The following is a 22,750-nucleotide window of genomic DNA, read 5'->3' as shown; positions in this document are numbered from 1 at the left end:
AATGAGTAAAAACTTGATAAAGCCGCTAGCAACACCCAACCAATATCTATGCAGCCTGCTTACCAGCACATGTACGATATGCATCAAGTGGATTTCTTCCCAAAAAAGATCAATAAAACCAGATTGGTAGCAAATGTCTTGATCTCATATGTAACACTGTAAACCACCTCTTGTCTTAGATTTGAGAATGTCGAACAATAGTCGACACCTTACTACGACTAGTCAAGAAACCCGCCTTCATCGACAAGTCACTATTGTTCACCCCATTAAAACAAGATTTCTATCTCCTCCTCGGTTATAAGGACAATTTGATAGATAGTTAACCCTTATACCTACCATTGCTTATTTCGTCATGCTAGGTTTAGACTAACAGCTACAATAGTGGGCTATTGCCCTCTATTGTATTATATGAATCTTTAAACCATTACCACGTCACCTGAAAACAACCGCCAATGACCAAAACCCAGTTTATCGCGCACTTTTTGCGTCTGAATCGCACCTCTTATTTGCTGGCGATTGTTTTCATTTTCCTCGTTAACTGGTTACAAGTTGAGATCCCACGCTACATTCAATTAGCGATCGATCTTCTTGATGGCATCAGCAGCGAAAGCTATGGCCAATTGCAATACTACGTTTCCATCGTCGTGGTTATGGCCATTGCGATGATCATTACGCGCATACTATCGCGTATTTATGGCCTCAATCCTGGCCGTATAACGGAAGCTGAACTAAAAAACATCCTGCTGAAAAAACTTAATCGCCTCCCAAATGAGTTCCACAGTCAGTTCGCTTCGGGACATCTGATTTCTATCGTTAATAACGACTTAATGGGGATTCGATTGATGTTTGGTGTCGGATTCCTGCAGCTATTTAATACCCTACTGGCGTTATCGTTAACCCCGCTATGGATGTGGCGCATTTCCCCCGAATTAACTCTGTATTCGGTGATCCCAATCATCATTGCCTTTGTGATTTTTCGAATCGGTTTCACCAAGATGAAAGATCTGCACATGGAGCATATGCGCCGTTTGCAAAAATATTCTGCTGAACTGATGAGCTACCTTTCTGCCATTGACTTGATCAAAAGTCAGCAAATGAGCGCTTGGGTACAAGCCGAAACCGACGCACTCAACCAAAAGCTGCTCAAATGCCAAATGAAGCTGACCCGCATTCAAGTTTTCTACATGCCCGTGTTGGATTACGCCAACAATGTCATGAAGATCCTCATCTTAGGTCTTGGCGGCTATATGTTGATGCAGCAAGAGCTGACTCTTGGTGAAATCACTGCATTTTTGACCTATTCAGTGCTGCTCTCGATACCGCTAATGGCACTAGGAAGAATCGCGACCATTTATCAGCGCGGTATGGTCGGTATTACCAGCTGCCAAACTATCTTGAACGCTGAGGTACCTGAGATTGACACCAAAACCTTATCAGAAGAAACGCTTGCTTCTCTTAAAGGGCAAACTTTCTCGGTGCGCAATCTCACCTACCGCTATTTACAAGACGATGCTCCAATCCTGGATGGCATTAGTTTCGATATTCCGCCTGGTAAGAAAGTCGGGGTTTTGGGAAGTATTGGCGCTGGGAAAACGACCCTAGTGAACTGTCTTAATCACCATCTCGATGTGCCAAGTCACTCAATTTTTCTTGGCGATCGCGACATCACTAGCTTCTCCAGAAATGATTTGAGGCGCTTTGTAAAAACCATTACTCAAGACCCCTATTTATTCTCTGCAACCATCACTGAAAACGTCAAGTTCGGTAGCGGGAGTCGAACGATTAGTGACGACGATATCCAAGGCGTGTTGGAACTGAGTCAACTCGCTGGCGACGTGGAGCGTTTTGAGCAAAAAGCACAAACCGTGGTGGGTGAAAAAGGCGTCATGCTTTCTGGCGGGCAGAAGCAGCGCTTGAGTATTGCGAGGGCTCTGCTAGAGCCCTGCGATTTGCTTATTATGGACAATGTGCTCTCAGCCGTGGATTACGAAACAGAAAGAAAGATACTCGAAGGGCTGTTTGCAAGGTTGGAACATCAATCGGTGCTCGTGGTCTCTCATCGCGTTAATGCCTTGGAATATATGGATGAGATCATAGTGCTTAGCGAAGGCAAAGTACTCGCCAAAGGCGACCATTTAACGCTATTGAAAACCTGTGACTACTACAAAGAGACTTGGCTCCTACAGCAAACAGAAACGGAGGCAAGCCCATGCTAAAAGGGTTAGATGTAAAATACCTCAAGCACTTCTTTCATTTTGCTCAGCCTTATCGACGTACGGCGTGGATAGGTGTCGCTATGCTGCCGCTCTCCATCGCGTGCAGTTTGCTATTTCCTTGGTTGATTATCCAGGTCATCGATGGCTATCTGTCTCACGGCAACATTGATGCTTGCTCACGCCAATCCTTTACTTAGTCGCGGTGCTGATTGCTAGTTATATCGTCGACACTACCTATGCCTACAATCTCCGCAAAACGGGTCAATTTACCATTGCTGATATGCGCTCTGTGTTGGTATCGCGTGTACTCAAACTGCCACGCAGTTACTTCGATAACACCCCTATTGGAATCACCCTGTCACGATTGACCAGCGATCTAGAAACCATTGGTGATTCGTTTGTGCAAGCTGTGGTAGGACTGGTTCGAGACAGCCTAAATACCATCGCCCTTTTGATCATGATGCTCGTCATCGATTGGAAGCTCACTATGGTTGTTTTGGTGGTGATGCCCCGGTGATTTATTTAACCGTTTATGTGCGTAATCGACTACGTCAAATGCATCAGATCACCCGCTCTGCCCTTGCGAGAGGCATTGGGTACCTGCAAGAAGTACTGCTCGGTGTGAAAACCGTGCAGCTATATCGCGCCGAGCAAGAAGTAGAGACCAAATACCAAAGCTATACTGATGAGTTTTTGGCTGCGCAGATGAAGGTGAACAAATACGATGCGATTCTGTTCGCGTTTATCTCTGGCGTTACCTCAATCACTATCGCGCTAATGATTTGGTTTGGCTCTGGGCAAGTACTTGATGCCTCGCTCACGCTAGGGGTGTTGATTGCCTTTATCAACACATTAGAGAAAGTGTTTATTCCGATCCGAGACTTCACCTCTCAAATTGCGTCTATTCAAAGCTCCTTTGCCGCTTTTGACCATATTGAGGAGCTATTTGTTGAACCGCTTGAGGAAGAAGGACATACATTGCTACCAAGTGATGAGATCGAGCCAAAGCTCAAAGAGTTCCAAAGCTTGGAGTTTCGTGATGTTAGCTTCCGATACAAACAAGATGGACCTTATGTGCTCAACGATGTGTCTTTTACCCTCAATAAAGGCCATCAGGTTGCACTGGTGGGTTCTACAGGATCAGGTAAGTCAACCATTATGCGTTTGATCACTAAGACCTATCGTGACTATGAAGGCAGTATTTTGCTCAATGGTATTGAGCTATCACAGATAGCAGCAGAGGACTGTGCGCACCTGTTCTCGATGATGATGCAGGATGTTCACCTGTTTGAGCAGAGCATCGATTTCAATATTGCGCTTGGAAAACAAGGCGTCGGGCGCGATCAAGTCATCGAGGCGGCACGCTATGTGTATGCCGATCGCTTTATCGATCAACTCCCAAATAATTACGACTTCAAACTCGACAAAAATGGCGCAAACCTTTCGGTTGGACAAACGCAGTTGATCTCGTTTGCACGCGCTGTCGCGCAAGGTGGGCAAATCATGATGCTTGATGAGGCCACCAGCTCTGTCGATTCCATTACAGAGGATTTAATCCAAAAAGCGATGAGTCGTTTGTATCAAGACAAAACCGTCATCGCCATTGCACATCGCCTAAGTACCATTAAACACTCTGACATTATTCTGGTACTCGACAAGGGCGAAATTGTCGAACGTGGAAGTCACCAGCAACTCATCGAGTTTAATGGGCTATACGCAAGTCTGCTAAGTGAATCGAAAGGTGACAGCCTTGAGCAAAAAAACGTAAGTAATATGTAATCCAATTCCGATGATGTCATTAGTTCCATTTACCGTTACTAATGACATCATTAATAAAAACCATCATTCCCATGACAGTTCTGCCAGCTTTGGTTATTCCATTTCATAATCTGTTTTAAATATTTTATGTCTGTGTGAAAATAGCCGCCAATCCTCTAGGATTCCCCTAAATATACGTGCAATCTTCTAAATTTAAGGAGTATTTATGAGATTGATGGATTCGATCGCGAAGAAGCTAGTGCTGGCGATCGCCACTATTATGGTAACGATATCGATATTCGCTTCCTATTTTATTGTTAATCAGCGCTCCGCTTCTGTAGAGAGTCAAGTGACTAAGGAAGTTCAGTTAGTCACTGAAAAAACAGTACGCTCCATTCACGAGTTCTTTCGCGAGCGCTCACGTGTGGTCACAACCTTGGCAAAAAACCCGTTTATTAACAACTGGTTTGCAACTATACTCAGCGGGGCTCTAACATAGATAGCGACCCTACCTATCAGTCGATTGTTGATACCTTTCAATCCATTTCTAAGCACGATCCGCTGATCAAATCGGTCTTCTACGCCCCAGCCAATACTCATGAATATTTCGATCTCAACGGCCGTTATAACAACCTTGACTATTACACTACCAAACGACCTTGGTGGTTTGAAGCACTAGAAAAAGACCGTCTTTTCATTACAAAACCACAAATTGATGCCAACGATAAAAGTATTGTTACTTCAATTAAAACTACGGTAAAAGATAATGAGCAGCAACTTATAGGTGTTTTAGGAATTGATATTCTAGGGACAGAAATCAAGCAGGGCTTGATAGATAAAATGCGCTATCAAGGTGTTGGTACTGGCTTTTTAATTGCTTCTGATGGTGGCATCATCGCATTTAACGATACTCAAGACCGTATTGACATGTCGACACTGCCAACGCTAGCCGACATTGACAAAGTGTTTGCCAATACCTCTGGATTTGCCGAACTTCAAAATCAAGTCAGCCGCCAGCTACAAACCATAGGTTCTGTTTCCTTTAACGGTAAGCCGCACCTGGTATTTGTAGAAGCTGTTACTGATCCCACTCTCGAACTTGATTGGCGTGTTGGCTTCATGGTGCCAGAGAGCTTAATTTCCGAGCCAATTCAAGCGACTTTCTGGGGAACAGTCACGGTAATTCTATTGGTGCTGATCATCAGCGGGATCGCTATGTTGGTTATCATTAATCGCTTCCTAACTAAGCCGTTAAACAATGTTGTCACCGCGATGGACAATATCGCTGTAGGCGAAGGCGATCTAACACAACGTTTGGAATACCAGCATGATGATGAGCTAGGCAAACTGAGTCGCTCGTTTAACATCTTTGTCAACGATATCCAGCAGACCACACAGCTTAGCCTTCGCACCACTGAGCAAGTCACTAACGATGCAATTGAACTGCATCGTATCGCTGAGCACTTTGGCAACACCATTGGCCGTCAAAAGAGCTACATTGAGCAAATTGCCACCGCTTCGACGGAGATGTCACAAACGATCAGTGGTATTGCGGACAATGCGCAAACAGCGCAACAACATGCTTCGGTTGCGTCAACGAGTTCTCAGCAAAGCCAAACATTAACCCACGATGCAAGCACTCTGATGAATGACATTTACCAAGATGTCTCGAAGTCAGAACAAGTGGTTGCCGTTCTTAATGACAATGCCACCGCAATCACTAGTGTACTTGAGGTGATTAAAGGCGTCGCGGAACAAACGAATCTACTCGCGCTCAACGCCGCGATTGAAGCCGCTCGCGCAGGTGAGCAAGGGCGTGGGTTTGCGGTCGTTGCCGATGAAGTCCGCACCCTAGCCCAGCGCACTCAAGAGTCTACTGTGGATATTGAAGGCATCATCGCAACGCTACAAAGCTCTGCAGCTAACGCGGTAGATTCACTGCGCATTGGTCGCTCAAAAACCGAGCAAGGTGTGGAGATGATTGCTGAAGTCGACAATAAGCTCCGTGAAATTCATCAAACGATGGAAATGATCGACTCTCAGTCTCAAGAGATCGCATCTATGGTGAACGAACAAGCCATTGCTTCTGGTGAGATCAGCCAACAGACCGTGTCTGTGGATCAGCTGGCCGAAGACAGTGTCGCCGACACTCGCAAGATGCTCAGCAAAATCGACAAGCAGCTTGAAATGGTGGAAGAGCTTAAGAAGACGATTGGGAAGTTTAAGGTAAGCTAACCCATAGCCCTTACACCCTTGAAACAGTAAAAAGACCTGCTTGTTCGCAAGCGGGTCTTTTTATCTCGTAATGCTGATTAAAGCAGGAAGGCTACTCGAACTATTTGCGAATCCGAAAAATGGCGTATCCGATACTGATGGCGATGAGCACGGCGACAAAGAAACCTATCAATAAATACGCTTGAACGGGTAAATCCATTTAACCACCTTCATATTCAGTGTCATTAGTAACAATCTAGGCACGATAACTGTGGTCACTATTATTGATGGTGCGATTTATAAAATCAATCGGCTTTCATTTTGTTCTCGCAATTGTTCCAACGACTTAGTTTAACCTTTGTGTCGAGTTAAAAACGACAGGTGAAAAAAAACCTGCCATCAAGCAGGTTTTCTATCATTCGAGTATCGGATTACTCTTCAGAAGCGTCGTCCGCTGCTGGTGCTTCAGGAGTATCGGTTGCTGTAGCATCTGCTACTGCGCCTTCTGTCCCCTCTTCACCTTCAACTTCCGCTAACTCTTCCACTTCATCGATGCGTTGTAGACCTACTACAGACTCATCAGAAGCGGTACGGATTAGCGTGACACCTTGAGTGTTACGACCGACTTGGCTCACCTCTGCAACGCGAGTACGTACTAGCGTACCGGCATCGGTGATCATCATCATTTCGTCGCCTTCTTCAACTTGGACAGCGCCAACTACAGGGCCGTTTCGCTCAGAGACTTTGATTGAAACCACACCTTGTGTTGCACGACCCTTAGTTGGGTACTCTTCAAGCTCTGTACGCTTACCGTAACCATTTTGCGTCACGGTTAGAATGTCGCCTTCGTTTGAAGGAACAATCAGAGACACAACTTGGTCATCGTCAGCGAGCTTCATACCGCGAACACCTGCCGCTGTACGACCCATTGCACGGACTTTGTCTTCGCTAAAGCGAACCACTTTACCCTGCTTCGAGAACAGCATCACATCGCTGTCGCCGTTGGTGATATCCACACCAATTAGCGAGTCATCATCACGTAGGTTCACAGCGATTAGGCCGTTAGCACGTACGTTAGAGAACTGGTCTAGTGACGTCTTCTTCACTGTACCGTCGCCAGTCGCCATGAAGATGTACTTGTCAGCGCTGAACTCAGACACTGGCAGGATAGCCGTGATACGCTCACCTTCTTCTAGTGGAAGAATGTTAATGATAGGCTTACCACGAGCTGTACGGCTCGCTTGTGGCAATTGATATACTTTCAGACGGTAAGTCTTACCGCGAGTTGAGAAGCACAAGATGTTGTCGTGAGTGTTAGCAACAAGCAGACGCTCGATGTAATCCTCATCCTTCATCTTAGTTGCACTCTTACCTTTACCACCACGACGCTGAGCTTCGTAGTCACTTAGGTATTGATACTTCACGTAACCTTCGTGAGACAGAGTGACTACTACATCTTCACGAGCGATCAGCTCTTCCATATCAATGTCATGAACGGCAGCAGTAATTTCACTGCGACGCTCGTCACCGTAAGTCGCTTGAACTTCTTCTAGCTCTTCGGTGATCACTTCCATCAAGCGCTCTGTGCTTGCAAGGATGTGCATTAATTCTGCAATCTCTTCTAGAAGTGCTTTGTACTCATCTAGGATCTTCTCGTGCTCTAGACCGGTTAGACGGTGTAGGCGAAGTTCTAGAATCGCTTGAGCTTGTTGCTCAGTTAGGTAGTACAGACCGTCACGGATACCGTATTGGTCTTCTAGCCAATCTGGGCGAGCTGCGTCAGTACCCGCACGCTCTAGCATTGATGCTACGCTACCTAGCTCCCAACCACGCGAAACTAGACCAACCTTCGCTTCAGCAGGTGTTGGTGCGTTTTTGATAAGTTCGATAACTTCATCGATGTTCGCAAGGGCTAGCGATAGCGCTTCAAGGATATGAGCACGGTCTCTTGCTTTGCGAAGTTCGAAAATAGTACGACGAGTCACAACCTCACGGCGGTGATCAACGAAGCACTTCAGCATGTCCTTAAGGTTGAACAGCTGTGGCTGACCATTGTTTAGGGCAACCATGTTGATACCGAATGTGGTTTGTAGCTGAGTCTGCGAGTACAGGTTATTTAGAACCACTTCACCGACTGCGTCACGCTTACATTCGATAACAATGCGCATACCGTCTTTATCAGACTCATCACGTAGTGCGCTAATGCCTTCTACTTTCTTATCTTTAACGAGCTCTGCAATCTTTTCGATTAGGCGAGCTTTGTTCACCTGATAAGGGATCTCGGTAACAATGATGGTTTCTTTGCCATTCTTGTCTTCTTCGATCTCTGCTTTAGAACGCATGTAGACCTTACCACGACCCGTCTTGTAAGCATCGATGATGCCTTTACGGCCACTGATCAGTGCCGCTGTCGGGAAGTCTGGGCCCGGGATATAATCCATGAGCTCATCAATCGTGATGTCTTCGTTCTTGATGTACGCCAAACAGCCATCGATAACTTCATTCAAGTTATGCGGTGGAATGTTAGTTGCCATACCTACCGCGATACCAGAAGCACCGTTTACAAGTAGGTTTGGAATCTTAGTCGGCAGAACCGCTGGAATTTGCTCAGTTCCATCATAGTTAGGAACATAGTCAACGGTTTCTTTATCTAGGTCTGCTAGCAGCTCATGAGCGATTTTAGCCATGCGGACTTCGGTATAACGCATTGCCGCCGCTGAATCGCCATCAATGGAACCGAAGTTACCTTGACCATCTACCAACATGTAGCGAAGCGAGAACGGCTGAGCCATACGAACAATAGTGTCGTACACAGCACTATCACCGTGTGGGTGATATTTACCGATTACGTCGCCGACAACACGGGCAGACTTTTTATATGGTTTATTCCAATCATTACCTAGTACATTCATCGCGAACAGAACGCGGCGGTGTACTGGTTTTAGGCCATCACGCACATCTGGAAGAGCACGACCCACGATAACTGACATCGCGTAGTCGAGATATGAGCCTCTCAGCTCATCTTCAATGTTTACGGGCGTGATCTCTTTAGCTAGATCGCTCATAGAGCCAATATCCCTCTATAGTTTGATCGTATATTCGATACGTATAAGGTGACAAAATATAACACAAGAATAGTGGGTTCGGCATCACTTTCCCTACCCTTTTATCAGGTTGTGACCTTGGTTGTGATTCAAACGTCCACAATTTGCACATTTTGAATCTATGACTCTGAAAAATGGCGAAAAAACACCCAAAATGTTCGAGCTAAGTAGGTCGCAAGCCACAAATGCACCAATTATGCTCACTGGGTAGGTTTTCCCGGTGGAATTTGCGCTATACTTGCGCGCCATACCGGAGCAAAAAGTTGTCGGAACGACTATCTACCGGAACACAGAATTGTCGGAACAGAGAATTGGCACAGATGGATAAGCAACAAAACGTCGATCTAGACGAAATCAGAAAATTTGAAGAGATGGCAAGCCGTTGGTGGGATCTGGAGGGTGAATTTAAACCTCTGCATCAAATCAACCCACTGCGCCTCAACTATGTGTTAGAAAAAGCCAATGGCCTTTTCGGCAAAACCGTACTCGATGTCGGTTGTGGTGGTGGTATCTTGGCAGAGAGTATGGCCAAACAAGGCGCTAACGTCACAGGCCTAGATATGGGCAAAGAGCCACTGGAAGTGGCACGCCTGCATGCGTTAGAAACAGGCACCAAGCTCGACTACGTTCAAAGTACGGTTGAAGACCATGCTGCCGAAAACGCGGGTAAATACGACGTTGTGACCTGTATGGAGATGCTTGAGCACGTACCAGACCCAGCCTCCGTAATTGCTTCTTGTGCCAAGCTCGTCAAACCTGGTGGTCAAGTGTTTTTCTCTACTCTTAATCGTAATATCCAGTCTTATTTGTTTGCGATTGTCGGTGCAGAAAAGCTACTCAAAATTGTACCAGACGGTACTCATAGCCATGACAAGTTCATCAAGCCTTCTGAGCTGATTAAGATGATTGATGCAACCGAGCTAATTGAAAAAGGCATTACCGGCCTCTCCTACAACCCGCTAACGGACAGCTACAAGCTCGGAAAACATGTCGACGTTAATTACATCGTTTACACAGAAAAACCCCTGTAGCGCTTTTAATAAATTGGCTCGTCAAAGACACGAAACAATCGAACACTATATCTAGTACTAGCACCAATTTGGCGAGCCGACACTGCACGCCAAATTAGTGCTACAAATCACGTTAACGAGCCGCCACAAATTGTTCACAAAAACAAGACACTTTCGTCGGTTTTGTGTACTGAAATCGCACTTTTTATCTCCTCAACAATAACAGCCAAAACTTGCCAAAGATCAAGGAATTTTTTTTCGCATCGTTTAAAACGAAACCAATCCGCTAGCACGTGTTTTTGTACAACTAAGACGGGTCTAACTTCCATGGTAAGTGTCCACTAACGTATTTTTTTCTTTCCCCTAGTTATCCACAGTTTCCTCAAATCGCCGAACTTGAAAATCTCGCTCTATAGCACTATCTTGTAACCCGTAAACCAAATGACCCCTATATCTTGTGTTGGAAGCCAATTTCAATAGGGTGACATTGATCACGAAGCCTTCGCTAAGACTCAACAAAATTTCATAAAAGCGAGGTTTCATATTGTTTTGTTAGGGAACACCTCAGAATGAACCAGCAACTTTCCGTTACTAAACGTAATGGCCGCAAAGAAAGTATTGATCTCGAAAAAATCCACCGCGTTATCGCATGGGCTGCTGAAGGCCTAGACAACGTTTCTGTGTCGCAGGTGGAACTTAAGGCTCACATCCAGTTTTATGATGGCATTACAACGTCAGACATCCATGAAACTATCATCAAGTCTGCAGCAGACCTTATCTCTGAAGACGCACCAGACTACCAATACCTTGCAGCTCGCTTGGCTATCTTCCACCTACGCAAAAAAGCGTACGGTCAGTATGAGCCACCAGCACTGTTTGACCATGTGTCTAAAATGGTTGAAATGGGTAAGTATGACGCGCACCTGCTTGAAGACTACACAAAAGCTGAGCTAGACGAGCTGGACAATTACATCGACCACACTCGCGATCACGACTTCTCTTATGCTGCGGTTAAACAGCTGGAAGGTAAGTACTTCGTACAAAACCGTGTAAGCGGTCAAATCTACGAAAGTGCGCAGTTCCTATACATCCTTGTTGCCGCTTGTCTATTTGCCAAGTATCCAAAAGAAACGCGTCTTGACTACATCAAGCGTTTCTACGATGCAACATCGACATTTAAGATTTCACTACCGACACCAATCATGTCTGGTGTACGTACCCCTACTCGCCAGTTCAGCTCTTGTGTTCTGATTGAGTGTGGTGACAGCCTAGATTCTATCAACGCGACGGCAAGCTCTATCGTGCGCTACGTTTCACAACGTGCAGGTATCGGTATCAATGCGGGTCGTATCCGTGCCTTGGGTTCTGAAATCCGTGGCGGCGAAGCGTTCCACACAGGCTGTATTCCATTCTACAAATACTTCCAAACAGCGGTTAAGTGCTGTTCTCAAGGCGGTGTCCGTGGCGGTGCGGCGACTGTGTTCTACCCAATGTGGCACGGCGAAGTACAATCACTGATGGTTCTTAAGAACAACCGTGGTGTGGAAGAGAACCGTGTCCGTCACATGGACTACGGTGTTCAGTTAAACAAACTGATGTACGCACGTCTTGTTCAAGGCGGCAACATTACTCTGTTCTCACCATCGGATGTTCCGGGTCTTTACGATGCATTCTTCGAAGACCAAGACGAGTTCGAGCGTCTATACGTTAAATACGAGAACGATCCGTCAATCAAGAAAGAGACGGTAAAAGCGGTTGAACTGTTCTCACTACTGATGCAAGAGCGTGCGTCTACCGGTCGTATCTACATCCAGAACGTAGACCACTGTAACACTCACAGCCCGTTTGACTCGAAAGTTGCACCGGTTCGTCAATCTAACCTATGTCTAGAAATCGCGCTTCCAACTAAGCCACTAGCGAATGTTGAAGACGAATCTGGTGAGATTGCGCTTTGTACTCTGTCTGCATTCAACTTGGGTGCGATCAACGAGCTTGACGACCTGAAAGATCTGTCTGACCTAGTGGTTCGTGCGCTTGATGCACTGCTTGATTACCAAGACTACCCACTACCAGCGGCATACCGTTCAACTATGAACCGCCGTACTCTGGGTGTTGGCGTGATTAACTACGCTTACTACCTAGCGAAAAACGGTGTTAAGTACTCAGATGGTTCTGCAAACAACCTGACTCACCGCACGTTCGAAGCGATTCAGTACTACCTACTGAAAGCATCTGTAGAGCTAGCAAAAGAGCAAGGTCGCTGCCCATCGTTCCACGAGACGAACTACGCGAAAGGCCTACTGCCAATCGATACGTACAAGAAAGACATCGACCTCGTGTGTGACGAAGCACTTCACTACGATTGGGATGAGCTACGTGCAGAAATCATGGAGTTCGGTCTACGTAACTCTACACTGACTGCGCTTATGCCTTCAGAGACTTCTTCGCAAATCTCTAACGCAACCAACGGCATTGAGCCACCACGTGGTTACGTATCAGTGAAAGCGTCGAAAGACGGTATCCTGAAACAGGTTGTGCCAGACTTTGCCAACCTAAAAGAGAACTACGAACTGCTTTGGAACATCGGCGGTAACGATGGCTACTTGCACCTTGTTGGTATCATGCAGAAGTTTGTTGACCAAGCTATCTCTGCGAACACTAACTACGACCCTAGCGTCTACGATAGTGGCAAAGTGCCAATGAAGAAACTGCTTCAAGACCTGCTAACTGCGTATAAGTTTGGTGTGAAGACACTTTACTACCATAATACTCGTGACGGCGCGAAAGACGACCAGAACGACAAAGCAGCCGTTGTTGAGCAAGACGACGATTGTGCAGGCGGTGGCTGTAAGATCTAATGTGCTCAGCACACAATCAATACAGCATTTAAGATTAGATTTCTCTGCCCTTCCTTGTGAAGGAAGGGCTTAAAAAGGATTGCAGCATCATGGCTTACAGTACTTTTACCCAAACTAAAAATAACGCGCTTAAAGAACCAATGTTCCTGGGTCAACCAGTCAACGTTGCGCGTTACGACCAACAAAAATTTGAGATTTTTGAAAAGCTGATCGAAAAGCAGCTTTCATTCTTCTGGCGTCCAGAAGAAGTGGACGTGTCAAGCGACCGCATCGACTACAACAAGCTTCCAGAGCATGAAAAGCACATCTTCATCAGTAACCTGAAGTACCAAACGCTTCTAGATTCGATTCAAGGTCGTAGCCCTAACGTTGCTCTACTGCCGCTTGTGTCTCTGCCTGAGCTAGAAACGTGGATCGAGACATGGTCATTCTCTGAGACTATCCACTCTCGTTCTTACACGCACATCATCCGTAACATCGTGAACGATCCGGGTGTGGTTTTTGACGATATCGTTGAAAACGAGCACATCCTTAAGCGTGCGAAAGACATCGCACACTACTACGATGACCTGATTCAAGCGACAAACGACTACCACCGCTTCGGCGAAGGTACACACAACATCAAAGGCGAAGAAGTTACAGTTAACTTGTACGACCTGAAGAAAAAGCTGTACCTATGTCTAATGTCTGTAAACGCACTAGAAGCGATTCGTTTCTACGTGAGTTTCGCTTGTTCGTTCGCATTCGCAGAGCGTGAGCTGATGGAAGGTAACGCGAAAATCATCAAGCTAATTGCTCGTGATGAAGCGCTGCACCTAACCGGTACTCAGCACATGATTAACCTGCTTCGTAACGGTCAAGACGACTTCTCATTCATGCAAGTTGCTGAAGAGTGCAAGCAAGAGTGTTTCGACCTGTTCAAAGAAGCCGCTGAGCAAGAGAAAGAGTGGGCAGAATACCTATTCAAAGACGGCTCGATGATTGGTCTTAACAAAGACATTCTGTGCCAGTACGTTGAGTACATCACCAACGTTCGAATGCAGGCGGTTGGTCTTGATGCGGCTTATCCAGAAGCAACATCGAACCCAATTCCTTGGATCAACGCTTGGCTGTCTTCAGACAACGTACAGGTTGCGCCGCAAGAGGCGGAAATCAGTTCTTACCTAGTCGGTCAGATCGACAACGAAGTAAGCGCAGACGACTTTGAGGGCTTCGAACTTTAATGCCAACCATCAAAATAAACTCTATCACCACGATCGAGTCTAACCCCTCTAACACCGTCCTAGAGACGATGGAACAAGCAGGGTTAGAGCCTGAGTATAACTGCCGAGACGGTCACTGCGGTGCCTGTCGCTGTACACTGGTCTCAGGTGAAGTGGAATACGTAGGGTTTGCGATGGCATACACACAAGCAAATGAGATTTTGCCGTGTATTTGTCGAGCTAAAACTGACATTGAGCTCGATAATATTGCGCATCAAATAAAGAAGCGAGCGTAGTGCCTCACTCAGGCTAACGCTCTCTATTCTAAAGTAAACGGCTCATCAGAGCCGTTTTTTTCATTTTATGAAACATCTGACGGTGGTTTGAGTATCACCCTCACCTTCCCTAGCCAACTCTTCTCTTCGGCCACCGAAGACAACATATCTCGCCACTCTGCAAAAGTCACGACCAATGGGTTATAACTATTAACGGGCTTGCTGATCCCATAACGTACCGTCTCGACTTCTGGCTCAAAGGTGCCGAACATGCGATCCCAGATAATCAAAATGCCCGCATAGTTTTTATCAATATATTGCGCGTTAACGCCGTGATGCACTCTGTGATGTGAAGGCGTGTTGATCACCCACTCCAACACCCCCAGTTTCCGTATCCACTGAGTGTGAACAAAAAACTGCAAACCAAGGTTAAGCAGTACAACAAAAATCACCCATTTGGCTCAAAGCCAATGATGACTAGCGGCATCCAAAACAGCCACATCCCCGCTAATGGGTACATCAAGCTTTGCCGAAAGGCCGTACTGAAATTCATGTTTTCTGAACTGTGATGAACGACATGTGCCGCCCACATCCAGCGCACGCGATGGCTAGCTCGATGAAACCAGTAGTAAAAGAAGTCTTGGAGCACCATCAGCACGACAAACATCGACAGCGACATCTGGATATCGAATAGCTTCCAACCGAATAGAAGTAAGTAGAGCTTCGCGATCAGAAAGCCAGTGAGTAAATCCGACAGTTGGTGCATCCCCGCCAGAGAAAAATTACACACCAGCTCCTTGAGTGAATACATGGCCGAATCAGGAAGCCTATTAGCACGCTGCCCAAACCAATATTCGAGTAGCATCATGATCAAGAATAGCGGCGCGAGCGCCACCAACAGCCATTCCGGGTTATCTGCGAGTGTATCCATACCATTCCTATATCGGAGTTATCCAAACGCGTTATCGGCACACGAAGTACCAGTAGGCAGCGCTACCATTTTGCGAAGTGATCCTCTGTTAGACCCATGACGTCATCGAGTTCAATAAGGCGGCCATCACTCAGTGAGATGGTGCCTTTAAAGCGACCGACGAACTGACGGAAATTACTCTTTAACAACCACAGATTAAGTCGCTCTTTACGTACATTTTTGGGTGTAAAAGTAAGATCAATCTGACCGCTAGTATCGTAGATACGCCAAGCCGAGTCTGGATTGTGGCGGTCAAAGTCAAACATAACAGCAGGCATCAAAACGCGCTCACCGTCTATCCATAGCGCATTTTCGTTCACCCCTGTTTCATTAACGCCTGCCGCAAGGTTCAATCCGATCTGAGTGCCTTTTGAGTTGGCGCTAATACTTGCCCATCGCCAGCTGGTCTCGCGCCTCATAAATCCCGCTGAAAAATCATATCCACCGAGCGCGTCATCAAGAGATACGGGCTCACCCTTCACCACTAGCTGCCCTGACACTTTCAGCGCATTATGCTTTTGAGTGTAAGTCCACCCTGAATAACCCGTTGGAGAACTCACCATAATGGGGGCGCTATCATGGCAGGGAGGGGAAAGGGTGACATCCATAGAAAATAGCTGGCACTTCACCGTAACATGCCAAACTCCCTCTTCAATCTTTAAACACAAGTCACCATTATTAAATTGCGCTTTACCCTGCCAAGGAGAGGGTGTCATTGAATAGCCTACCCCTAATGGTCTTAACCAACTCTCCTCAATCAGCTCATTGCTTTGTATATCATAGAGATAACAGAAGCTATTGCCGACGTAACGAATGTCTGCGATGGCGAAACCGATAACAAATTCAGGTGTGAAAAGACTAATGAATTGAAACTGCTTGTAGTGAAAGTACTTCGCTAACGCCCCGCACTCTTTGTCCATGGTAGAAAAATAGCGAAAGTTATCGATATCGAGCTGCTCTGGAATCGAAGTGAGATAACCGAATAACGGCTGTCCATGATCATCGATTAAGGTCTTAATTTGCTGAATTGATGAGAGTTCCATGCTCAAACAACCACGACTTAGAAGGAGAGATTGTACAAGTATGAGTCAAATTTTAACCGGGCGGCTCAAGTTAGAGCAAAAGCACAAAAGAGATCACAGTTTCAATAGATTCAGTTAAGAACAACGTGAATGGCGTGGCACAAAATAAAAGAGCTGGCACATTGGCCAGCTCGAAAACAAAAATTTGTCGTGGGCTTAATCGACTGTCGATAGTATCGAGTCTGCTGTTCCCATCGATACGGCTTTATCTGCAATGCGACGACCGCCATCGTCGTAGAGTGAAATGCGAAAACCGTCGTCTGACAGGAACTCTTCGCCAGGAGCCTTTAACCACATAGCTGCTATATCACCGCACTTTTTACTGAGTGCTTCTCCAAGCATTATCTGCTCGTTCGCCACTTGATAGAACACTCTTATTCTGGATTGTTGGATCATATCTCCCCCCTCCTGATCACCACTTTTTCTGGGGTGAAACTTTATTCTAATCAACTGGAAATAAACGGCTACTCTCAAAAATGAGAATTTGAAAATCCCTTTAGAGATCAGCGTACTGTGAGGTAGATCTAATTTTTATATATAAATAACCAAACGGAATATATTCACCCTATTGCACTTATGCATTGAGGGCGAACACGTCTGTTACGGATCTATGTCGTGATTTGATCAAGCGGTAAAAAGACATCTTGAGTCCGAGTTAAAAAACCGTAGTCAGGAAACATCGGCTTGTTTTCTAGGTAACGACGAAGCATATCTGCTGCTACTGTGCTGATAACCGTCTTCACATTTTGATTGCTGTATGTGCGCTGCAATTTTAGAGTCTGTCCCCATTCACCTTTTGGCGTTGATATCGCCAAAGAGAATTGGTCATTCTCAAGCTTGCCTGTTGAAATCGCGATATCAGCATTGCAGTTACCTTTGGTCGCACCCGCAAGCGCCAATGTTGCGCCTAGCTGCTCACTGTCTCGATCCAATGGCGATGTGGTTTTCGCCCCTAATATCCAGGTCGCGCCGCAGTACTGCGCCAGTTTTTCATTGTCTTGCAGCCAAGAAGCCAAATAGCCTTTCGTGGCATGCTCAGAGATGGCAATGGTTCGATTGTTCAGCTCAACCAAATGACCCAATCGATCGAGCATTGGCTCATCCACACTGACCACATTGCTATGAAGAAGCTTCTCGATCATTGCCAGAACGCGAGTACCTGTATCAAGATCGTCTGCCGGACCAAATAACTTCACTTCAATAAACGGCAAGTATGAACGATAACCAAGCTCATAACCCGCTGGTAAGGATAGATGTTTCAGTGTGTCAGCAATACCCGATTCCGACAGGCCAAATGTGTATATGCGGCGGCACACTCGGCCTTGCGTCGTTTGAAAATGCTTCGCTAAATCAGGCAAGATCTGCTCCGTCGCCATCTTCTTAAATTCGCTTGGCACTCCGGGAGTAAAATAAAACAAGCAGTCATTGATCATCATCTTAAAGCCACAAGCGGTACCGATTGGGTTATCCACCACACTAGCTCCTTGGGGAAGCATTGCTTGTTTAATATTGCTCTCGGGCATCACTTTGCCACGCTTAGCATAAAAAGAGTTGAGAGTATCAAGCCAGCCTTGATTGAGAACTAATGGCACGTCAGCAGCTTCCGCTGCAATTTCAGCACTCAAATCATCCGAGGTGGGACCAAGTCCGCCATTAACAATGACCACATCAAGGTTAAGACTTAACATTACCAGCTCTTGCAGCAAAGTCGCTCTCTGATCGCCCACCGTCGAGCGCTTATACATAGAAAACCCATGCTCATAAAAGACACGACTGAGCCAAGCGGCGTTGGTATCCACAATGTCACCATAAAGCACCTCTTCTCCAGTACTCAGCATCGCTATTTTAGGCATGTTTTCTCCTTATTCGTTTTTCTCTAAGAATGACATGAGTTTGAGAAATAGCAATAGGTCTCTGTATTAACACGTTTTGTGCCCCTACCTACATTTAAAGCACTCAGTCGCTAGCTTTACCTTCAATCCTTGAAGTCGGTCATGCGCCCGACCGCTTTTGGATCTAAACTAGAAACAACTAATCAATTAGTTATCGGTTTTGTACCTGTGGAGGGAAATGTATGAGCAGTAGTACCTTTATCGTCAACTTTGTTGGCCAAGCGACCCCAGCCACCATTAAAAACCTCGCATCAGTGACCCACGAAAACGGGGGAAAATGGCTGGTGAGTAAAGTGAACTTTATTGAAGACAACGTTGCCGCTGTCATTAAAGTCGAGCTTCCAAGCGACAATGCGCAAGTTGTCAAAGACGCCTTCAACAATCAACAAGGTTTGCTCGTCCAGATTTCAGATACGGATCCGCATCGTCATGAGCAGGAGACGGTTTTCCAGCTAAGACTCGACGCCAATGACAGAGCAGGTATCGTCAATGAAATCACTCAGTTCTTAGATGGACAAAATATTCGTATTTTAGATATGGATTGTCACCGCGTGTTTCTCGCTGGCGGCGGCGGTATCGGCTCTAGCTATTTACTGCCAACATGGCATTGAAGATCCCACCTGCCATGCAAATAGAGGATGTGGCGAGTGAACTTGAAGCGTTAAGTGAAGATACTCGTGTGATTCTTGAGTCGTAGCGGACTAATTAGTTTCAGCTGAAAAAAGGGCAAACAGGGTTTGCCCTTTTTATTTGCTTCAAACTGACTAAACGCGATTGTCTCCAAACCCATAAGCGATAATTTGGCTTATCTCAGAGAGCGAACGACCGGATTGCTGGTGCCATTCCATGAAGGCTTTGTTTGCAGCAGTCAAAGCACGTTTAGTACCTCTTCCAGAATCAATGATGTTGGTATTACGAAGATACCCTTCCACATCATTGGACAAAATGAAGGTATCTACGCCCAATTGACGTAACGCATAAGGTCCGGTATTGCCCCCAGACGAGCGCCGTGTTTTTTCAGATGTGCCCATAAATCCGTTATCGACTCCTTCGGCCAATCTGCCACCATTTGGGCGAAAGAATCGTATTCAAAGCGTGCTCGCTGAATCATCGCCGCATTGGCAGGAATGGACATCACCTTGGTCATATGACGAATAATTTTAGGGTCTTGCGCTTTTTGCTCCCACTGTTCTTCAGAAAGCATGAGCAAGGGGTCAACACGAAATTGGAAAAAGTGCTCTTCAAAGTTCGGCCATTTGTTTCTCACAACTTTCCATGAGATGCCACTTTGGAACACCTTCATAGAAAAAGCAGACAGCCAACGATCCTCCGGAATGGCGGCAACTTCATCTCGCGTAAGAGGCTTAGAAACTATAGACTCAAGCCCTTGCTCTCCCCCTTTACGCTCTGCTGCTCTCGCATAAATCGAATCAAACTTTTCCATAACTTTCCATTACCTACTGAAAAATCAAACTAACTCATATTCCAAGCCTAATGCTTGGTAGCTATCGATGACTTCTTGACGTCGGTAGCAATCAAGGCTGTGATCGTTTATCAATCCCGCGGCCTGTAAGTATGCATAGACAATGGTTGAGCCGACAAACTTAAAGCCACGCTTTTTAAGATCTTTACTGAGCGCATCGGAGACTTTTGAGGTTGCAGGATAATCTTCCAGCATTGTATAGCGACTAACCAATACCTTGTTGCCGGTAAACGACCAAAGATAATTGCGAAAGCTGCCAAACTCTTTTTGAATTGCGATGAAATGCTGAGCATTGGTAATGGTAGAGCTAATTTTCAGCTTGTTGCGAATAATGCTCGTATCTTGTTGCAGGCGAAGTTCATCCTCTTTGGTCATAGCTGCGACCTTCTCTACATCAAAGTCAGCAAAGGCAATGCGATACCCTTCGCGCCTTTTGAGGATGGTGTACCAACTTAGCCCTGCCTGTGCAGACTCTAACACCAGAAATTCAAACAAGGTTTTATCATCAAGGACGGGTACGCCCCACTCTTGATCGTGGTATTCCACATAATCTTGCTTGGTTTCATCTAGCCAGGGCAGCGATTCGCCATGATTGGTATCTCCTTTACAATCCATATCCACCAGAGTTCAGGATACTCCTAACAAACGGCCTGTGCCAGTAAGCAACTGACACAGGCGTGATTTTCTATAAGTTTTGGTTAGCTTTACTATCGATTAGATCTTGAATCGACCAATTTCACTCTCTAGCTTTTGTGACAAATCAGACAGTTCAACCGCTTGCTGAGCCGCTTCTTGCGCTTCTTCAGCCAGTTCATCAGAGACGTCGCGAATACCTTGCGTATTGCGGGTAATTTCAGACGTAACCGAAGCTTGCTCTTCAGCAGCCGTAGCAATTTGCGCGGCCATATCACTGATTTGCTCAACTGCGGCGTGGATCTGCGTCAAACTCGCTGCTGCGCTATTGGCATCATCAACACTGGTTTCAGCCAACGCTTTGCTGTCACCCATAATGCCAACCGCCTTCGCCGTTGTGCCTTGTAAAGTTTCAATCGTGCTTTGGATCTCTTGGGTAGAAGCATGAGTGCGCTGACTCAGCACACGAACTTCATCTGCCACAACCGCGAAGCCGCGGCCTTGCTCTCCTGCACGAGCAGCCTCAATCGCAGCATTGAGTGCCAACAAGTTAGTTTGCTCAGCAATATCCTGAATCGTCGAAAGAATGGTATTGATGCTGTTACCGTGAACTTCAAGCTCTTGGATAACCGATGTAGCGACATCGACTTCCGCAGCCAAATTTTGAATAGAGTGTTGAGTTTGCGATACCTGACCTGCACCATGAGTGCTAGCCCCTACCGCCTCAGACGAGTTCGACGCGGTCATGTCTGCGTTGTTCGCAATCTCTTGTGTCGCGGCGGCCATCTCATTGATTGCGGTCGCTACCATGTTAATTTCATCTTGCTGAGTTTGAATACGCTGACTTCTCACTCGCGCATGCGTTGCCGTGTCTTTAGCTTGTTCAGACAGTGCGATAGAGACATCTTTTAAGTGCATGATAGTTTCATGCATATAGCTGACGAACGTATTGAAGTTACGCGCTAACTGCCCCACTTCATCTTTGCTTCTTGGCTCCAATCGCTGAGTTAGGTCACCTTCACCAGACGCAATTTCCTTGAGCGCTTTCGATACGCGAGCCAGATCGTTGACCAAGAAACTCATTAGCCATGAAGCAATAAGCGCGACCAACACCAAAATAATCACTGAAGTGATAACAAGTTGTGTCAATGCCGTCTTATGTCCAGCAAGCTCTGTAGCCTTGTCCATTTCAATCGCAAATACCCAATTAGTACCCGGCACTTGTGAGAACAGCATCAGCTTCTCAGAACCACCCAGAGTTAGCTCCAAGATCGAACGATCCGCGACTTTTTGCTCAATAGTACGAGTTGTAAAGTTTTGGCCTAGCGCCGTGACCGGTTTCAGCAACAGTGACTTCTTAGGGTGAGCGAGAAACGTGCCGTTAGTAAGATCAATCAGCATAGCACTGGCATTGTTACCGACGTTTAGGCTGATCACATCATTCACTAGCTGATCAATCAAAACATCAGCGCCGACAATACCGGCCATTTTTCCTCGGATTCGCACAGGTTCAGCAATGGTTACCAGTAGCGCATTGGTAATCGCATCTTGATACGCTTCTGTAATGATCTGTTTGTTTGCGGCTTTTGCATCCTGATACCAAGGACGTGTTCTTGGATCGTAATCGGCTCGATTGCGCTCAGGATGAGAGCGATACATCTCACCTTCAGGCGTACCGAAGAAAATGTCATCGAATCCACCAGCGATACGCGCTTGCTGCAAGTAAGGCACTTTATCCTCTTGGTCAGCGAAGCCATTGAACGCGCTGGCGATGTCTTTACGAATATCAATCCAGTTTTTGATACCTTCAACAGCGGCATGCGATACATTATTTGCACGCGCAGTAATTGCGGCATTGGTTTGAGAAGAGAGTTGATTGGCAGAAAGGATGGTCAAAGCCAAAGCCATAATAATCACTGCGCTCAACGTAGCGGCAATGAGCTTTTGTCTTAATGATAGGTTCATAAGTTATTATTCTGTTATTTATAGGATTTACTGGCCATTCACTCTAATTATGAATTCGTGAATGGCGGTCGAATAATATACATATTTC

13 protein-coding genes and 5 pseudogenes are annotated in these 22,750 nt (G+C 46.0%); 10 read left to right on the top strand and 8 right to left on the bottom strand.

Annotated elements, in window-relative coordinates; genetic code table 11:
• The first annotated feature begins 452 nt into the window (after positions 1-452).
• The 5 genes and pseudogenes from TZ48_RS10200 to TZ48_RS10185 all read left to right on the top strand — a co-directional run bounded on the left by TZ48_RS10200 (position 453) and on the right by TZ48_RS10185 (position 6,209).
• Positions 453-2,216: an ABC transporter ATP-binding protein gene (locus tag TZ48_RS10200; RefSeq protein WP_112479061.1), complete on the top strand. Its 1,764-nt coding sequence runs from the start codon at positions 453-455 to the stop codon at positions 2,214-2,216.
• Positions 2,210-3,995 (top strand): annotated as a pseudogene (locus TZ48_RS10195) (ABC transporter ATP-binding protein). Before TZ48_RS10200 ends, TZ48_RS10195 begins: the two are co-directional and overlap by 7 nt.
• A gap of 205 nt (positions 3,996-4,200) precedes the next feature.
• Positions 4,201-4,473: a hypothetical protein gene (locus TZ48_RS10190; protein WP_112479060.1), complete on the top strand. Its 273-nt coding sequence runs from the start codon at positions 4,201-4,203 to the stop codon at positions 4,471-4,473.
• A pseudogene (locus TZ48_RS26305) lies at positions 4,437-4,781 on the top strand (PDC sensor domain-containing protein); the annotation flags it as partial. The gene TZ48_RS10190 and the pseudogene TZ48_RS26305, both read left to right, overlap by 37 nt.
• 21 nt (positions 4,782-4,802) lie before the next feature.
• A complete protein-coding gene (locus TZ48_RS10185) occupies positions 4,803-6,209 on the top strand; it encodes a methyl-accepting chemotaxis protein (RefSeq protein WP_112479059.1) in 1,407 nt (468 codons plus the stop codon).
• Between the two features lie 410 nt (positions 6,210-6,619).
• Here TZ48_RS10185 and gyrA read toward each other — a convergent pair whose 3' ends face one another.
• Entirely contained in the window at positions 6,620-9,253 is a 2,634-nt protein-coding gene (gene gyrA / locus TZ48_RS10180) for a DNA topoisomerase (ATP-hydrolyzing) subunit A (protein WP_112479058.1), read from the bottom strand.
• 359 nt (positions 9,254-9,612) lie between these two features.
• On the opposite strand from gyrA, the gene ubiG reads away from it, so the two are divergent.
• From ubiG to yfaE, 4 genes are all read left to right on the top strand, one after another.
• On the top strand, positions 9,613-10,323 hold the full coding sequence (ubiG, locus tag TZ48_RS10175) for a bifunctional 2-polyprenyl-6-hydroxyphenol methylase/3-demethylubiquinol 3-O-methyltransferase UbiG (protein WP_112479057.1): 711 nt from the start codon (positions 9,613-9,615) through the stop codon (positions 10,321-10,323).
• A 548-nt stretch (positions 10,324-10,871) separates the two neighbouring features.
• Positions 10,872-13,160, top strand: coding sequence for a class 1a ribonucleoside-diphosphate reductase subunit alpha (gene nrdA, locus TZ48_RS10170; RefSeq protein WP_112479056.1), 2,289 nt, complete (start codon positions 10,872-10,874; stop codon positions 13,158-13,160).
• Between the two features lie 89 nt (positions 13,161-13,249).
• On the top strand, positions 13,250-14,383 hold the full coding sequence (gene nrdB, locus TZ48_RS10165; RefSeq protein ID WP_112479055.1) for a class Ia ribonucleoside-diphosphate reductase subunit beta: 1,134 nt from the start codon (positions 13,250-13,252) through the stop codon (positions 14,381-14,383).
• Positions 14,383-14,658: a class I ribonucleotide reductase maintenance protein YfaE gene (gene yfaE / locus TZ48_RS10160; RefSeq protein WP_042498113.1), complete on the top strand. Its 276-nt coding sequence runs from the start codon at positions 14,383-14,385 to the stop codon at positions 14,656-14,658. Before nrdB ends, yfaE begins: the two co-directional genes overlap by 1 nt.
• A gap of 65 nt (positions 14,659-14,723) precedes the next feature.
• Here the strand turns inward: yfaE and TZ48_RS10155 are convergent.
• From TZ48_RS10155 to TZ48_RS10140, 4 genes and pseudogenes are all read right to left on the bottom strand, one after another.
• A pseudogene (locus TZ48_RS10155) lies at positions 14,724-15,568 on the bottom strand (sterol desaturase family protein).
• A 62-nt stretch (positions 15,569-15,630) separates the two neighbouring features.
• Entirely contained in the window at positions 15,631-16,650 is a 1,020-nt protein-coding gene (locus tag TZ48_RS10150; RefSeq protein ID WP_112479054.1) for a DUF2804 domain-containing protein, read from the bottom strand.
• Positions 16,651-16,845: 195 nt separating this feature from the next.
• On the bottom strand, positions 16,846-17,085 hold the full coding sequence (locus TZ48_RS10145; protein WP_112479075.1) for a 30S ribosomal protein S6 modification protein: 240 nt from the start codon (positions 17,083-17,085) through the stop codon (positions 16,846-16,848).
• A 212-nt stretch (positions 17,086-17,297) separates the two neighbouring features.
• Positions 17,298-18,542, bottom strand: coding sequence for a CinA family nicotinamide mononucleotide deamidase-related protein (locus tag TZ48_RS10140; protein WP_112479053.1), 1,245 nt, complete (start codon positions 18,540-18,542; stop codon positions 17,298-17,300).
• A gap of 221 nt (positions 18,543-18,763) precedes the next feature.
• On the opposite strand from TZ48_RS10140, the pseudogene TZ48_RS10135 reads away from it, so the two are divergent.
• Positions 18,764-19,278, top strand: a pseudogene (locus TZ48_RS10135) (glycine cleavage system transcriptional repressor).
• A gap of 67 nt (positions 19,279-19,345) precedes the next feature.
• On the opposite strand, the pseudogene TZ48_RS10130 reads toward TZ48_RS10135, so the two are convergent.
• The 3 genes and pseudogenes from TZ48_RS10130 to TZ48_RS10120 form a co-directional block, all read right to left on the bottom strand.
• A pseudogene (locus TZ48_RS10130) lies at positions 19,346-20,025 on the bottom strand (DNA-3-methyladenine glycosylase I).
• A gap of 24 nt (positions 20,026-20,049) precedes the next feature.
• Positions 20,050-20,679 (bottom strand): DNA-3-methyladenine glycosylase I, encoded by a 630-nt coding sequence (locus TZ48_RS10125; RefSeq protein WP_112479052.1) that lies wholly within the window; start codon positions 20,677-20,679, stop codon positions 20,050-20,052.
• A gap of 99 nt (positions 20,680-20,778) precedes the next feature.
• Complete coding sequence (locus TZ48_RS10120) at positions 20,779-22,662, bottom strand: methyl-accepting chemotaxis protein (protein ID WP_112479051.1); 1,884 nt, start codon at positions 22,660-22,662, stop codon at positions 20,779-20,781.
• Between the last annotated feature and the right edge of the window lie 88 nt (positions 22,663-22,750).

Origin of the sequence: Vibrio variabilis, from assembly GCF_003263785.1 — a bacterium.
GTDB lineage: Bacteria > Pseudomonadota > Gammaproteobacteria > Enterobacterales > Vibrionaceae > Vibrio > Vibrio variabilis.
The sequence above is the reverse complement of the archived record's forward strand: the minus strand, read 5'-3'. Positions and strand labels throughout refer to the sequence as shown.

Coding starts and splice junctions, on each gene's coding strand:
- TZ48_RS10125 (WP_112479052.1), bottom strand. CDS start 20,679: ATGGATTGTAAAGGAGATACCAATCATGGCGAATCGCTGCCCTGGCTA.
- ubiG (WP_112479057.1), top strand. CDS start 9,613: ATGGATAAGCAACAAAACGTCGATCTAGACGAAATCAGAAAATTTGAA.
- TZ48_RS10150 (WP_112479054.1), bottom strand. CDS start 16,650: ATGGAACTCTCATCAATTCAGCAAATTAAGACCTTAATCGATGATCAT.
- TZ48_RS10140 (WP_112479053.1), bottom strand. CDS start 18,542: ATGCCTAAAATAGCGATGCTGAGTACTGGAGAAGAGGTGCTTTATGGT.
- nrdB (WP_112479055.1), top strand. CDS start 13,250: ATGGCTTACAGTACTTTTACCCAAACTAAAAATAACGCGCTTAAAGAA.
- TZ48_RS10200 (WP_112479061.1), top strand. CDS start 453: ATGACCAAAACCCAGTTTATCGCGCACTTTTTGCGTCTGAATCGCACC.
- nrdA (WP_112479056.1), top strand. CDS start 10,872: ATGAACCAGCAACTTTCCGTTACTAAACGTAATGGCCGCAAAGAAAGT.
- TZ48_RS10190 (WP_112479060.1), top strand. CDS start 4,201: ATGAGATTGATGGATTCGATCGCGAAGAAGCTAGTGCTGGCGATCGCC.
- gyrA (WP_112479058.1), bottom strand. CDS start 9,253: ATGAGCGATCTAGCTAAAGAGATCACGCCCGTAAACATTGAAGATGAG.
- yfaE (WP_042498113.1), top strand. CDS start 14,383: ATGCCAACCATCAAAATAAACTCTATCACCACGATCGAGTCTAACCCC.
- TZ48_RS10120 (WP_112479051.1), bottom strand. CDS start 22,662: ATGAACCTATCATTAAGACAAAAGCTCATTGCCGCTACGTTGAGCGCA.
- TZ48_RS10145 (WP_112479075.1), bottom strand. CDS start 17,085: ATGATCCAACAATCCAGAATAAGAGTGTTCTATCAAGTGGCGAACGAG.